We start from the raw sequence: 13,223 nt of genomic DNA, 5'->3' as shown, positions 1-13,223 counted from the left end.
CCGGGTCAGTGGCGGCTGAACGCCGCGTCGAACGCCGCCCCCGACGGCTCGTAGGTCGACAGCTTCCGCACGAAGGCGAGTGCCTCCGGCGCTCCGACGAGACGGTCCATGCCCGCGTCCTCCCACTCGACCGACAGGGGGCCGTCGTAGCCGATCGCGTTCAGCATCCGGAAAGCGTCCTCCCACGGCACATCGCCGTGACCGGTCGAGATGAAGTCCCACCCGCGCCGCGGATCGGCCCACGGGAGGTGCGAGGCCAGGCGACCGTTACGGCCGTTCGTGAGACGCTTCTTCGTGTCCTTGCAGTGCACGTGGATGATGCGATCGCGGAAGTCCCACAGGAACCCGACCGGATCGATGTCCTGCCACACCATGTGCGAGGGGTCCCAGTTCAGCCCGAAGGCCTCGCGGTGTCCGATCGCCTCCAGCGCGCGCGTCGCCGTCCAATAGTCGTAGGCGATCTCCGAGGGGTGCACCTCGTGAGCGAAGCGCACGCCGACCTCGTCGAAGACGTCGAGGATGGGGTTCCAGCGGTCGGCGAAGTCTTGGTAGCCGGCATCCACCATCTCCTCGGTGGCGGGCGGGAACATCGCGACGTACTTCCAGATGCTCGATCCCGTGAACCCCGTCACGATCTTCACACCGAGCTTCGCCGCCAGGCGCGCGGTGTTCTTCATCTCCTCGGCGGCTCGCTGCCGGACGCCCTCGGGGTCGCCGTCTCCCCAGACCCGGTCCGACACGATGTCGCGGTGGCGCTGGTCGATGGGGTCGTCGCAGACGGCCTGACCCTTCAGGTGGTTGGCGATGGCCCGCACCGTGAGGCCGTTGCGCTCGAGGATGTCGAGCCTGCCCCGCACGTAGGCGTCGTCGTCCCAGCGCCACGGGTCGAGGTGGTCGCCCCAGCAGGCGATCTCGAGGCCGTCGTAGCCCCACTCCCCGGCGAGACGGGCGACCTCCTCGAACGGGAGGTCGGCCCACTGGCCGGTGAACAGCGTGATCGGTCGCGTCATTGCGAGGTCCTTTCGTCGCGGGATGTCCCGGTCTGGGTGTCGACGTCGACCCACACGCTGTCGGCGTCGGAGCTGCGGGCGACGGCGTCGAGCACGCGCTGCACGTGCAGGCCGTCCGCGAACGACGGCCGCGGATCGGAGCCTTCGGCGATCGCCTCCACGAAGTCCTTCGCCTGGTGCGAGAAGCCGTGCTCGTAGCCGAGCATGTGTCCGGTCGGCCACCAGGCGCCGGCGTAGGGGTGGCCGGGCTCGGTGACGAGGATGCGACGGAACCCCCGCTCGGTCTCGGGTGCGGTGGCGTCGTAGACCTCGAGCTCGTTGAGGCGTTCGAGGTCGAACGAGAGGGCCCCGAGCGAACCCGAGACCTCGATACGGAGAGCGTTCTTGCGGCCTGTGCGGAAACGGGTGGCTTCGAACGAGGCGAGCGCGCCCGAGGTGAGCCGCCCGGTGAAGAGGGCGACGTCGTCGACCGTGACAGGTCCGCGCTCGGTGCCGGCCGACCCCGACAGGCCGGACGAGGAGGCCAGCACGGGCCGCTCGGCGACGATCGTCTCGAGCACGCCCGCCACCCGTGAGAGGCGCTGCCCGGTGATGAACTCGGTGAGATCGACCGCGTGGGCGCCGATGTCGCCGAGCGAGCCGGAGCCGGCGCGGTCCTTGTCCAGACGCCAGGTGAGCGGGGCTTCGGCATCGCTCAGCCAGTCCTGCAGGTACTCGGCCCGTACCTGACGGATCTCGCCGAGGCGGCCGGACCGGACCAGGTCGCGGGCGAAGGTTGCCGCCGGAACACGGCGGTACGTGAATCCGACCATCGACCGGATGCCACGGCCTCGGGCCTCCTCCGCCGCCGCGGTCATGCGCTCGGCTTCGTCGACGGTATTGGCGAGGGGCTTCTCGCAGAGGACGTGCTTGCCGGCCGCGATCGCGGCGAGGGCGATCTCAGCGTGCGAGTCGCCGGGGGTGACGATGTCGACGACGTCGATGTCGTCGCGGGCGATGGCTTCGCGCCAGTCGGTGGAGGGCTCGACCCAGCCCCAGGTCTCGGCCGCGGTGCGGGTGCGGTCGGCGTCGCGACCGACGAGCACACTCATCTCGGGGGCGAGGGGGAGATCGAAGAAGCGGGGCGCGACGCGCCAGCCCTGGGAGTGGGCGGCGCCCATGAAGCCGGCACCGATCATGGCGATGCGAAGAGGGGCGGTCACGGGATCGCCTTTCTGTCGGGGGAGGGAGAGGGCGCCCACCGCGGTGGACGCCCCCGGGAGCTCAGGACTCGAACGCCAGGTCGATGTACGAGTCGACGTTGTCCTTCGTCACGACCGGTGCATCGAGAACGATACGGTTCGGAACGCTCGGGGTGATGAGGTCGCCCGCGGTCTTCTTCTGGGCGATCAGGCGCGCCAGGGCGATGCCGTCCGCGGCCTGGGTCGAGGGGTAGATCACGGTCGCCTGCAGCGGGGTGTCTCCCGCCTGGATCGCTTCCATGGCGTTCTTGCTTCCCGCGCCGCCGACCATGAAGAACTCGTCGCGTCCCGCGGCCGTGATCGCGGCGAGTACGCCGATGCCCTGGTCGTCGTCGTGGTTCCAGATGGCGTCGATCTTCGGGTTGGCCGACAGCAGCTGGGAGGTGGATGCCTCGCCGCCCTGGACCGTGAAGTCGGCGGCGACGCGCGGGCCGACCTCGAGACCGCAGTCCGACAGCGCGTCCTTGAACCCCGCCGAGCGGTCCTGCGTGAGCGGGAGCGAGTCGATGCCGGCGATCTCGGCGACGATCGCGTCGCTCTGTCCGCTCAGCTGCTCGCAGATGTAGGTGCCGGCGCTCACGCCCATGCCGTAATTGTCGCCGAGCACGGTCGTGCGGGCGGCGAAGGGGCTCGAGAACTCGCGGTCGACGTTGATGACCGGGATGCCGGCCTCCATGGCGCGCGTGGCGACCTCGGTGAGCGCCGCCCCGTCGCTGGGCAGGAGCACGATGGCATCCACCTTGTTGTTGATGAAGGTCTCGACTGCGGCGATCTGCGCGTTGACGTCGTTCGTTCCCTCCGCGACCTGGAGGTCGACGTCGGGGAAGCTCTCGGCGGCCGCGAGCGCGCCGGAGTTGATGGCGCCGAGCCAGCCGTGGTCGGCGGCGGGACCGGAGAAGCCGATGGTGACGGTGTCGCCGGTTGCGGCGTTCTCCTCGGTCGTGGTGCCCTGATCGACGACGTTCTCGCTCTCGCTGCTCGAGCCGGTGCAACCGGTCAGCAGGCCGAGGGCGGTCAGGGCGGCCACGCCCGTCAGGACGAGGCGCGAGCGAGAGGCTGTGCGTGCGTGCATGTTCTTCCTCCTTGAATGTGATGCAGCGGGTGTCGGCGCGGCCCGGGGCATTCCTGCGAGGAGGGTCGGCGTTGACGCGGCTCACGCTAACAGAAGGGTCATCATCCACATCAGCTTTTGCGTGATTATCGACAGAAGTGCACTACTGGCTTCCCTACTGGGATTTTCTGCGGATGCCCGTGGTTCCGGGGGTGGGCAGACCGGAGGGCTGGCCGGGAGTCCGCGAACCCTCGCGGTCGAAAATTGCGCATGTTAGGTTCGCCCCGTGATCAAAGATGACCATGAACCGTCATTACTCGACGTACGGGGAGTGACGAAGGCCTTCTCCGGCGTCCAGGCCCTGCGCGGCGTCGATCTCGAGGTCCGCGCGGGCGAGGTGCACTGCGTGCTCGGGCAGAACGGCGCCGGCAAGTCGACGTTGATCAAGACGCTGGCGGGTGTGCACCGTCCTGACGCCGGAGAGATCGTCTGGCGCGGGGAGCCCGTCGAGATCTCCGACCCCGACGCGGCCATCGAGCTCGGGATCGCGACGATGTACCAGGAGCTGGACGTCGTCGACGGACTGACGATCGCGGAGAACATCTTCCTCGGGCACGAGCTCGCGCGCGGAGGCTTCACGCAGCGCGGCGAAGCCGCCCGGCGGACGACCGAGCTGCTGCGTCGCCTCGGGCACGCGAACCTGCCCCCGCACACCGAAGTCGGCACGCTGAGCGCGGCGAACAAGCAGATCGTCAGCATGGCGCGCGCCCTGTCGCACGACATCAAGCTCATCATCATGGACGAGCCCTCGGCGGTGCTCGACACCGAAGAGGTGAAGAACCTGTTCGCGGTGGTTCGCGAGCTCACGGCGGCGGGCATCGCGGTGGTCTACATCACGCACCGTCTCGAGGAGATCCGCGAGATCGGCGACCGCATCACGGTCCTGAAGGACGGCCGCACGACCGCGGTCGGCCTCCCGGTGGCCGACACGCCGACCGCGGAGCTCATCCGCCTCATGACGGGCCGCGATATCGCGAACGTGTTCCCGGACCGGATGCCGGTCGAGCCCGACGCCCCGGTCGTCCTCGACGTGCAGGGGCTCGGGCTCGCGGGTGTCTTCGCCGACGTGTCGTTCACCGTTCGCGCCGGGGAGGTCGTCGGGCTCGCGGGTCTCGTCGGCTCAGGACGCTCGGAGATCCTCGAGACGGTGTACGGCGCGCGCAGGGCGAGCGAGGGGACGGTGCGCGTTCGCGACCGGGCGCTGCCGCGCGGGTCGGTGCACGCGGCCGTGCGCGCCGGCATCGGCCTCTCCCCCGAGGAGCGCAAGAGCCAGGGGCTCGTGCTCGACGAGCCGATCTTCGTCAACATCGCACTCGCCTCGATGGCGCGCTTCGCCAAGGGCGGCTTCCTCGACGACCGGGCCGCGCGCCGCGTGGCCCGCGAGCAGATCGACGCCTTCGAGCTGCGGCCCGCCGACCCGGATCGTCCCGCGCGCACCCTGTCGGGCGGCAATCAGCAGAAGATCCTCCTCGCGCGCTGGCTCGTGCACGGCACGACCGTGCTGCTGCTCGACGAGCCCACGCGCGGCGTCGACGTCGGCGCTCGCGCCGAGATCTATGCCCTCATCCGCGACCTCGCCGCCGCGGGCAACGCGGTGGTCGTCGTCTCGAGCGAGATCGAGGAAGTTCTGGGCCTCGCCGATACCGTCCTCGTCGTCGCCGACGGCCGCATCCTGCGTACCCTTCCCGCGCACCAGATCGACGAGCACGGCGTGCTCGACCTCGTCATGAAAGGAACAGCCGCGTGAGCGAGCCGACCACCCCGACCCGTGCCCGCACGGCTCCCGCCGAGGCCGGCATCCCGCCGGCCTCCCCCTCCGCGACGTCCCCGCTGCGGGCGTTCTTCGCCGGCTCCGCCGGACGCAACATCGGCCTCGTCATCGCGTTGCTGGTGATGTTCATCGTGGGGGCGATCACCGCACCCGGGACCTTCCTCACCCTCGACAACGTGTTCGTCATCCTTCGTCAGGCCTCGATCGTGGGTGTCATCGCGGTCGCGATGACCCTCGTGATCATCGCGGGTGGCATCGACCTGTCGGTCGGCTCGGTCACCGGTCTCGCCTCCGTCGTGGGCACGCTCGCGGTGGTGCAGGACCTCGCGGACTCGATGCACTGGATCGTCTTCGTGCTCCTCGCCCTCGCGGTCGGTGCCGTCGCCGGTCTCATCAACGGCGTGGTGATCGCCTACGGCAATGTGGTGGCGTTCATGGCCACGCTCGCGATGCTCGTCGGTGCACGGGGCCTCGCCGAGATTCTCGCGGAGCGGCGCACCCTCGTCGTCCAGGACCGCGGCTTCATCACCTTCATGAACGCGAACATCCTCGGCGTGAACATGCTCATCTGGATCTTCCTGATCGTCGCCGTGCTCTGCTGGGTACTGCTGAATCGCACCACCTTCGGTCGTCGGACCGTCGCGATCGGCGGCAACCGCGAGGCCGCGCGTCTCGCGGGTATCGACGTCCGGCGGCACGTCATGTGGCTGTACGTGCTGGTGGGGCTGGCATCCGGAATCGCGGGCGTCATGTTCCTCGGCCGCACGACGGCCGGCAGCTCCACGAACGGTCAGCTGCTCGAGCTCGACGTGATCGCCGCGGTGGTCGTCGGCGGAACGCTGCTCGTGGGAGGACGCGGAACGATCACCGGCACGGTGTTCGGCGTTCTGATCTTCGCGACGCTGACCAACGTCTTCGTCCAGAACAACCTGTCGTCCTCCGTCCAGGCCGTGGCCAAGGGCGTGATCATCGTCGTCGCGGTGCTGCTCCAGCAGCGTTTCTCCCGCCAACCCGGGCGACGATGACGCCGGGGCTCGCGGGTGCGCGCCGCGATCGTCGCCGGCGTTCCGGGGCGTGTGCGCGTGGCGTGCGAGATGCTTCGCTCCCGGCGTGACCGCCGGACCCATCCACCGGTGATGTACTGAGGGCGTGAAGAGGATGACCACCGAGTCCCCGCAGGTCGCGAGCGGCGTCAGCCAGCTGTTCCAGCTGCTGCGCGACGGCGTGCCGCGCACGCGGGCGGAGCTGGCGAAGTCCACCGGGCTCGCGCGCTCGACCGTGGCCGTCCGTGTCGACGAGCTCATGCGGATGGGCCTCATCACCCCGGTCGCCGACGCGGTGTCGACCGGGGGACGCCCACCGTCGCAGTTCGCGATCAACCCCGCGGCGAAGGTGGTCGTCGCGGTCGACATCGGAGCCTCGCACGCGACCGTCGCGATCTCCGACCTCTCCGGCACCATCCTGCTCGAGAAGAGCGGGGCGCTCGACATCGCACTCGGCCCGGAACCGGTGCTGAGCTGGGTCGTGGACGGAGCGCACGAGCTGCTCGCCGGCGCGGGGCGCTCGCCGCGGGACGTCGCGGCGATGGGCATCGGCGTGCCCGGCCCCGTCGAGCACTCCACCGGTCTCCCGGTCAACCCGCCGATCATGCCGGGCTGGGATCGGTTCGACATCCCCGGATGGATCGCGGCGCACCTCCCCGTGCCGGTCCTGGTCGACAACGACGTCAACGTCATGGCGCTCGGCGAGCGCAGTGTCGCGTGGCCGGGGGTCGGTCACTTCCTCTTCGTCAAGGTCGCGACCGGCATCGGCGCCGGCCTCATCGCCGGCGGCCAGCTCCAGCGCGGAGCGCAGGGCACCGCCGGCGACATCGGTCATGTGCAGTTGGCCCGGGCGTCGACGGTGGCCTGCCGCTGCGGAAACCGGGGATGCCTCGAAGCCCTGGCATCCGGTCCCGCGATCGCCCGTGTGCTCCGCGAGGAGGGGATCGATGCCCAGAGCGGCGACGACGTCGTCGACCTCGTCAAGCGCGGGAACGTCGATGCGATCCAGGCCGTGCGCCAGGCGGGCCGCGACATCGGCGACGTGCTGACGACGTGCGTGAGCTTCATCAACCCCTCCGTCATCGCGATCGGCGGGTCGATGGCCCGCGTCGGCGAGCACCTCATCGCCGGCGTCCGAGAGGTCGTCTACACCCGCTCCACGCCGCTCGCGACAGAGCACCTGTCGATCGTCCCCTCCGTCGCCGCGGAGAAGGCGGGCGTGATCGGTGCGAGCATGCTCGCGGTCGAGCACGTGCTGTCCCCGGAGTCGCTGACGACGGGCTTCCTCCCCGCCTGAACGCGAGGTGCCGACGGGCTCAGCCACCTGCCGCGTCAGGTCCCTGAGTCTGTCGAAGGGCCCGGTGCCTTCGACAAGCTCAGCCACCTCGCGCGCGGTGGAGGTCCCTGAGCCTGTCGAAGGGACCGGTCGCCGTGCCGCATCCCGTGACTCGCGCCGAATGTTCGCGCGAGCACGCGCCCCGCGTGCATATGCCGCAAGTCACCGTGAGGGGGCCCGGGCTCGGGCCGCCTCGTGCAGGCCGAGCCCCAGTGCGCGTCGGCCCGAGCCAGCGTGGGCCCGCACTCGCGTCAGCCGGCGGCCTCCGTCGCGCGTCCGGCCACCGCGCGCAGGGCGCGCAGCACCCGACGCACGGCCGCGTACGCCAGGGCATCGGGCCGCGCGAGCGCGTCGACGTGCCGCACCAGCGCCACATCCGCGAGCGGACGCAGCACGAGTCCGTCCACGGCCAGCGGCAGACCCGTCGTGCGCGGCAGCACCGCGATCGCCGCGCCCGCCCGAACGACCTCGGCGGTGACCGAGAACTCGTTGATGCGGTGCGCGATGTCGAGTGGGCGACCGAGATGCGCCGCGAGGTGATCTAGCAGCCCTGCCAGCGGGAACCCCGGATGCACCGACACCCAGCGCTCGTCGGCGAGGTCGTCGGCGATGAGGAATTCGCGCGCGGCGAGCGGGTGCGCCGCGGGCAGGGCGATGTCGAGCGGCTCCGTCAGCAGCGGCGTCGCGACCACGCGATCGGCGGGCCAGGGCGCATCGTGCGACAGGCGGTGCGCGATCACGAGGTCGTGGTCGGCGGTGAGCCCGGGGAAGTCGCTGTGGGCGACATCGGCGTCGGACAGGTGCAGGGGAGGGATGCCGTCGAGCTCGCGCAACAGCGCACCGAACAGCGCCAGTCCCGCACTGTGGAAGGCCGATACCCGCACGGGCCGGTCGTTGCTGTCGAGGAACGCCCCGACGGCTTCCCGCGCCGCGGTCAACGCCTCGTCGACGCGCGTACCCGCCGCCGCAAGCGCCTCGCCCGCCGCGGTCAGCGTCAGCACGCGCCCGCGCCGGACGGTCAGCGGGACGGGAACGCGCGCCTGCAGGTGCGCGAGCTGCTGCGACACCGCCGAAGCCGAGATGTGCAGGGCCGCGGCGACGGCCGCCACGCTGCCGCGGTCGCCGAGCTCGCGGAGCAGGCGGAGGTGGGCGGCATCCATAAGTTGAAACTTACGGGACGATGAAGCAACCGGCCATTGTTCTTCCGGCTTCCGGCCACGACGGTGGATGTGTGACCCGCCGCCCTCCCGAGATCGTCGTCGACGTCCTGCTCATCGCCGTCGCGGCGGTGTGGGGCGCGAGCTTCCTCGCCGCCAAAGAACTCACCGACGAGGTGGGCGTCGCCCCCGCCGTCGCGCTGCGCTTCCTCGTCGCCGCGACCGCGCTCGGGGTCATCTGCCTCGTACGGAGGGAACGGATGCCACGCGGCCGCGGCCTCGCGATCGCGGCGCTCCTCGGGTGCTCGCAAGCCGCGGTGATCGGCCTCGAAACCTGGGGCGTGCACCTCACCTCGGCGACCAATGCCGGGCTGCTGATCAGCCTCGCGCTGATCTTCACCCCGCTCCTGGACAGCGTGGCCGCACGTTCGTGGCTGCCGCGGTCGTACTTCGTCGCCGCGGTCGCCGCCGTCGTGGGCGTCGCGCTGCTGGTGTCGGGTGCGGGGTTCCGCCTCCCCACGGCGGGTGACGCCCTGGTGATCGCGGCCGCGGTGGTGCGCGCGTTCCACGTCACCGCGAGCGCGCGGCTGACGCGCGGTCGCGACGACAGCACCCTGGCGGTGGTGTGCGTGCAACTCGTCGTGTGCGCGTTGGCGTCGTCAGCGGTGGCCGGCGTCGACCTTCCCCGCGCGGTCGGCCGGCTCACGGCATCCGGATGGTTCGACGTGCTGTTCCTCGGCCTCATGTGCTCGGTCTTCGCGTTCGTCGTGCAGCTGTGGGCCGTGCGGCGGACGTCGGCGACCCGCGCCAGCATCCTCATGGGCACCGAGCCCGTGTGGGCGCTCGCCGTGGCGGTGGTGATCGGCGGCGAGGTCCTCGGTCTGCCCGGCTTCGCCGGCGGAGCGCTCATCATCGCGGCGTCGTACGCGGGTCAGGCTATCGAGCGGCGGCACCGCGCCGCGACCGCTCCCGCTCCGGTCGAGATGGCCGCCGAGACTGCACGCAGCTGACATCTCCACTGCACGCTGCAGGGGAGATGTCAGCTCGACGCAGTCTCGGCGGCGGACGGCGGCAACCCAGGCGCCTCCAGACCCGCCGCGGCCGCCGCGCCCCGCCGTAGGCTGGACGTATGCACGGCGAGTACAAGGTCCCCGGGGGAAAGCTGGTCGTCGTCGACCTCGAAGAGCGCGAGGGTCGCATCCACGGCTTCCACCTCGCGGGCGACTTCTTCCTCGAGCCCGACGACGCCCTCGACGACATCGACGCCGCCGTCAATGGTCTGCCGATCGAGTCCGACGTCCCCACGATCGCCGCGGCGATCCGCGCGGCGCTGCCCGAGGGAGCACAGCTGCTCGGGTTCACGCCCGAGTCGGTCGCGACCGCGATCCGCCGCGCGCTGGTGACCGCCCCCGGTTGGGCCGATTTCGAGTGGGAGGTCGTGCACGACGGTCCCGTCTCCCCGCGCATGAACCTCGCCCTCGACGAGGTGCTCACCACCCGGGTCGGCGCGGGGCTGCGCAAGCCCACGCTGCGCCTGTGGGAGTGGAACGAGAACGCCGTCGTCATCGGCTCGTTCCAGTCGCTGCGCAACGAGGTCGACCCCGAGGGGGCCGCGAAGCACGGCTTCGACGTCGTCCGCCGCATCTCCGGCGGGGGAGCGATGCTCATGGCCGCGAACTCGATCGTGACCTACTCGCTGTACGTCCCGGCATCCCTCGTCGCCGGCATGACCTTCGCCGACTCGTACGCCTTCCTCGACGACTGGGTGCTCCAGGCGTTGCGCTCTCTCGGCATCGATGCGGTGTATCAGCCGCTCAACGACATCGCCGGGCCCCACGGCAAGATCGGCGGCGCCGCGCAGAAGCGCCTCGCCAACGGCGGGGTGCTGCACCACGCGACCCTCAGCTACGACATGGACGGTCAGGTGCTCACCGAGGTCCTCCGCATCGGCCGCGAGAAGCTCAGCGACAAGGGCACCGTCTCGGCCGCCAAGCGCGTCGACCCGCTGCGCAGCCAGACCGGCCTCCCGCGCGACCAGGTCATCGACCGCTTCATCCGGACGTTCACGACCCTGTACGGCGCCACCGAAGGGCACATCACCGACGAGGAGTACGCCGAGGCCGAGGCGCTGGTCGAGACGAAGTTCGCCACCGACGCGTGGCTGCAGCGCGTCCCGTGAGCACCGAGGTCCTCCCCGACGCCCCCGAACCCGGCCGCGTCGAGATTCACCACGCCGACAACCTCACCGTCACCCCGGTCTACGCCGACGGTTCGTTCGCGCTCGTCTACCTCGATCCGCCGTTCAACACGGGGCGCACGCGCTCCAAGGCGGTCGAGTCGGCGACGTGGACGCCTCCGGTCGAAGAGACCCCGGATGCCGAGGAGCCCGAGGCCGTGGCATCCGATCCCAACATGCTCGACTTCCCCGAAGAGGAACCGCCCCCGCCGCCGGTGGTGCAGCGCGGCTTCCACGGGCGCGAGTACGCGCGGCTGCGCGGCGACCTGCGCACCTACGACGACCGGTTCGATGACTACTGGGGCTTCCTCGAACCGCGGCTCATCGAGGCGTGGCGTCTGCTCGCCGACGACGGCACGCTCTACCTCCACCTCGACTACCGCGAGGTGCACTACGCCAAGGTCATGTGCGACGCGCTGTTCGGGCGCGACCACTTCATCAACGAGCTGATCTGGGCCTACGACTACGGCGCGAAGACCAAGCGCCGCTGGCCCACGAAGCACGAGACGATCCTCGTGTACGTGAAGGATCCGGCGAAGTACTTCTTCGATTCGGATGCCGTGGACCGCGAGCCGTACATGGCCCCGGGCCTCGTGACGGCCGAGAAGGCCGCGCGCGGCAAGATGCCCACCGACGTCTGGTGGCACACGATCGTGCCGACCACGGGCCGCGAGAAGACCGGCTACCCGACGCAGAAGCCCGAGGGCGTGCTGCGCCGCATGGTGCAGGCTTCGAGCCGCCCCGGCGACCGCGTGCTCGACATGTTCGCCGGCAGCGGCACGCTGGGCGCCGTCGCCGCGCCGCTCGGCCGGCACTCCGTGCTGATCGATGACAACGCCGACGCCGTGGCCGTGATGCACAAGCGTCTGGAGCCGTTCGCGGACTGAGCGGACGGGCCGGTCGCCACCGGCGCGGGTCGTCGTGCGGGGTCGGCGCTGCGCCGCGGGGCGTGCCGTCGTGCGGGGTCGGCGCCGCGTCGCGGGGCGTGCCGTCGTGCGGAGTCGGGCGGCGACACGCCGTGGGCGGTGCCGCTGTGGCGGCGTGTCGCCCGCTGACTCCGCGTGACGGGTCGGGGACGTGCCCGGCGGGGTTGTGCCGTTGTGCGGAGTCGGGGGAGGACGCGCCGCTCAGGGCGCGGGTCGAGCGGCGTGTCGCCCGGCGACTCCGCGTGACGGGTCGCGGATGATCGGTCCCGGTGTGGAACGTCGATCGGATGCCGGACCGGAAGCGAACGGCGGACGGGCGGGCGGTCCGCGAAGTTAGGCTTACCTAATGACGTACGTGTTCGATCCCGAGATCCAGCGAGCCGTGCTCGCCCATATGAACGACGACCACCGAGACGACAACGTGCTCATCGCCCGGGCGTTCGGTTCGGTGGCGACCGTCAGTTCGGCGCGGATGACCGGGTTCGACGGCGACGGCGGCGAGTGGGTCGTCACCGATGAGGGTGGCGCTGTGACCGAGGTGCGCGTGCCGTGGCCGGGCGGGTCGATCGCCGAACGGCGCGAAGTACGCCGCGAGATCGTCGCGCTGTACGACGAGGCGTGCCGGCGGCTCGGAATCGAACCGCGACCCCACTGAAGACAAAGGTTAGGCTCGCCTAACCTTCTCGGTATGATGGCGCCATGAGTGCTGTCATCCCGTTCTCCGTCGCCCTGCGCGAGCGCTCGCGCACCGCCCACTCCTCGAGCGAGGGCGCCGACTTCATGACGAACCTCATGAAAGGGTCGGGCACGCGCGACGACTATGTCGCGCTCGTCGCGCAGCACTGGTTCATCTACGAGGCGCTCGAAGAGGCCACCGAGCGCATGCGCATCGACCCCGTGGCATCCGTGTTCCTCAGCGACAAGCTCACGCGCCTTCCCGCGCTCGAGGCCGACCTGGAGTTCCTCATCGGCGCCGACTGGCGAGAGCGCATCACCCCGCTGCCGACGACGCAGGCCTATGTCTCGCGGATCCGGCGCGTCGCGGCGACCTGGCCGGGTGGCTTCGTCGCCCACCACTACACCCGTTACCTCGGCGACCTCTCGGGCGGGCAGTTCATCGGCCGGCTCATGCAGCGGCATTTCGGCTTCGACACGAACGGCATCGGGTTCTACCTGTTCGGCGACATCGCCGACCCCGACGCGTTCAAGAACGTGTACCGCGAGCAGTTGGATGCCGCTCCCTGGGACGACGACGAGAAGGAGCGCGTCATCGAGGAGGTGCTCGTGGCCTACCGGTTCAACACCGAGCTGTTCGTCGACCTCGCGCGCGCGAAGGCGGCTCAGTCGGCCTGAGTCTTCGACGCTCTCACGGGCGCCCCGCGGCGGGCCCCA

General features: G+C 70.6%; 12 protein-coding genes. 8 read left to right on the top strand and 4 right to left on the bottom strand.

Annotated elements, in window-relative coordinates; all coding sequences use genetic code 11:
• Positions 1-5 precede the first annotated feature (5 nt).
• The 3 genes from AB0O24_RS08440 to AB0O24_RS08430 form a co-directional block, all read right to left on the bottom strand.
• Positions 6-1,010, bottom strand: a complete 1,005-nt coding sequence (locus AB0O24_RS08440; RefSeq protein WP_307384746.1) for a sugar phosphate isomerase/epimerase — start codon at positions 1,008-1,010, stop codon at positions 6-8.
• Positions 1,007-2,188 carry a Gfo/Idh/MocA family oxidoreductase gene (locus tag AB0O24_RS08435; protein WP_363374087.1) on the bottom strand — a complete coding sequence of 394 codons (1,182 nt, stop codon included), beginning with the start codon at positions 2,186-2,188 and terminating at the stop codon, positions 1,007-1,009. Before AB0O24_RS08435 ends, AB0O24_RS08440 begins: the two co-directional genes overlap by 4 nt.
• 85 nt (positions 2,189-2,273) lie before the next feature.
• Positions 2,274-3,323: a substrate-binding domain-containing protein gene (locus AB0O24_RS08430; RefSeq protein ID WP_275800077.1), complete on the bottom strand. Its 1,050-nt coding sequence runs from the start codon at positions 3,321-3,323 to the stop codon at positions 2,274-2,276.
• A gap of 310 nt (positions 3,324-3,633) precedes the next feature.
• Between AB0O24_RS08430 and AB0O24_RS08425 the strand changes: the two genes are divergently transcribed.
• The 3 genes from AB0O24_RS08425 to AB0O24_RS08415 all read left to right on the top strand — a co-directional run bounded on the left by AB0O24_RS08425 (position 3,634) and on the right by AB0O24_RS08415 (position 7,473).
• Positions 3,634-5,109, top strand: coding sequence for a sugar ABC transporter ATP-binding protein (locus AB0O24_RS08425; RefSeq protein ID WP_307387091.1), 1,476 nt, complete (start codon positions 3,634-3,636; stop codon positions 5,107-5,109).
• A gap of 50 nt (positions 5,110-5,159) precedes the next feature.
• Positions 5,160-6,158 (top strand): ABC transporter permease, encoded by a 999-nt coding sequence (locus AB0O24_RS08420; protein ID WP_363374083.1) that lies wholly within the window; start codon positions 5,160-5,162, stop codon positions 6,156-6,158.
• Between the two features lie 133 nt (positions 6,159-6,291).
• The gene (locus AB0O24_RS08415) at positions 6,292-7,473 is read left to right on the top strand and encodes an ROK family transcriptional regulator (protein WP_307384747.1); all 1,182 of its coding nucleotides are present in this window, start codon (positions 6,292-6,294) and stop codon (positions 7,471-7,473) included.
• A 290-nt stretch (positions 7,474-7,763) separates the two neighbouring features.
• Here AB0O24_RS08415 and AB0O24_RS08410 read toward each other — a convergent pair whose 3' ends face one another.
• Positions 7,764-8,672 (bottom strand): LysR family transcriptional regulator, encoded by a 909-nt coding sequence (locus AB0O24_RS08410; RefSeq protein ID WP_363374006.1) that lies wholly within the window; start codon positions 8,670-8,672, stop codon positions 7,764-7,766.
• A gap of 71 nt (positions 8,673-8,743) precedes the next feature.
• Here AB0O24_RS08410 and AB0O24_RS08405 point away from each other — a divergent pair, with 71 nt between their 5' ends.
• From AB0O24_RS08405 to AB0O24_RS08385, 5 genes are all read left to right on the top strand, one after another.
• On the top strand, positions 8,744-9,679 hold the full coding sequence (locus AB0O24_RS08405; protein ID WP_363374003.1) for a DMT family transporter: 936 nt from the start codon (positions 8,744-8,746) through the stop codon (positions 9,677-9,679).
• 119 nt (positions 9,680-9,798) lie between these two features.
• The gene (locus AB0O24_RS08400) at positions 9,799-10,848 is read left to right on the top strand and encodes a biotin/lipoate A/B protein ligase family protein (RefSeq protein ID WP_275800073.1); all 1,050 of its coding nucleotides are present in this window, start codon (positions 9,799-9,801) and stop codon (positions 10,846-10,848) included.
• A complete protein-coding gene (locus tag AB0O24_RS08395) occupies positions 10,845-11,792 on the top strand; it encodes a site-specific DNA-methyltransferase (RefSeq protein ID WP_275800072.1) in 948 nt (315 codons plus the stop codon). Before AB0O24_RS08400 ends, AB0O24_RS08395 begins: the two co-directional genes overlap by 4 nt.
• Before the next feature lie 385 nt (positions 11,793-12,177).
• Positions 12,178-12,486 (top strand): DUF2470 domain-containing protein, encoded by a 309-nt coding sequence (locus tag AB0O24_RS08390; protein ID WP_307384757.1) that lies wholly within the window; start codon positions 12,178-12,180, stop codon positions 12,484-12,486.
• Between the two features lie 44 nt (positions 12,487-12,530).
• Positions 12,531-13,184, top strand: a complete 654-nt coding sequence (locus AB0O24_RS08385; protein WP_307384758.1) for a biliverdin-producing heme oxygenase — start codon at positions 12,531-12,533, stop codon at positions 13,182-13,184.
• Positions 13,185-13,223 lie beyond the last annotated feature (39 nt).

Source organism: Microbacterium sp. NPDC086615, assembly GCF_040686055.1.
Taxonomy (GTDB): domain Bacteria; phylum Actinomycetota; class Actinomycetes; order Actinomycetales; family Microbacteriaceae; genus Microbacterium.
The sequence above is the reverse complement of the archived record's forward strand: the minus strand, read 5'-3'. Positions and strand labels throughout refer to the sequence as shown.

Coding starts and splice junctions, on each gene's coding strand:
- AB0O24_RS08440 (WP_307384746.1), bottom strand. CDS start 1,010: ATGACGCGACCGATCACGCTGTTCACCGGCCAGTGGGCCGACCTCCCG.
- AB0O24_RS08435 (WP_363374087.1), bottom strand. CDS start 2,188: ATGATCGGTGCCGGCTTCATGGGCGCCGCCCACTCCCAGGGCTGGCGC.
- AB0O24_RS08430 (WP_275800077.1), bottom strand. CDS start 3,323: ATGCACGCACGCACAGCCTCTCGCTCGCGCCTCGTCCTGACGGGCGTG.
- AB0O24_RS08415 (WP_307384747.1), top strand. CDS start 6,292: ATGACCACCGAGTCCCCGCAGGTCGCGAGCGGCGTCAGCCAGCTGTTC.
- AB0O24_RS08410 (WP_363374006.1), bottom strand. CDS start 8,672: ATGGATGCCGCCCACCTCCGCCTGCTCCGCGAGCTCGGCGACCGCGGC.
- AB0O24_RS08400 (WP_275800073.1), top strand. CDS start 9,799: ATGCACGGCGAGTACAAGGTCCCCGGGGGAAAGCTGGTCGTCGTCGAC.
- AB0O24_RS08390 (WP_307384757.1), top strand. CDS start 12,178: ATGACGTACGTGTTCGATCCCGAGATCCAGCGAGCCGTGCTCGCCCAT.
- AB0O24_RS08385 (WP_307384758.1), top strand. CDS start 12,531: ATGAGTGCTGTCATCCCGTTCTCCGTCGCCCTGCGCGAGCGCTCGCGC.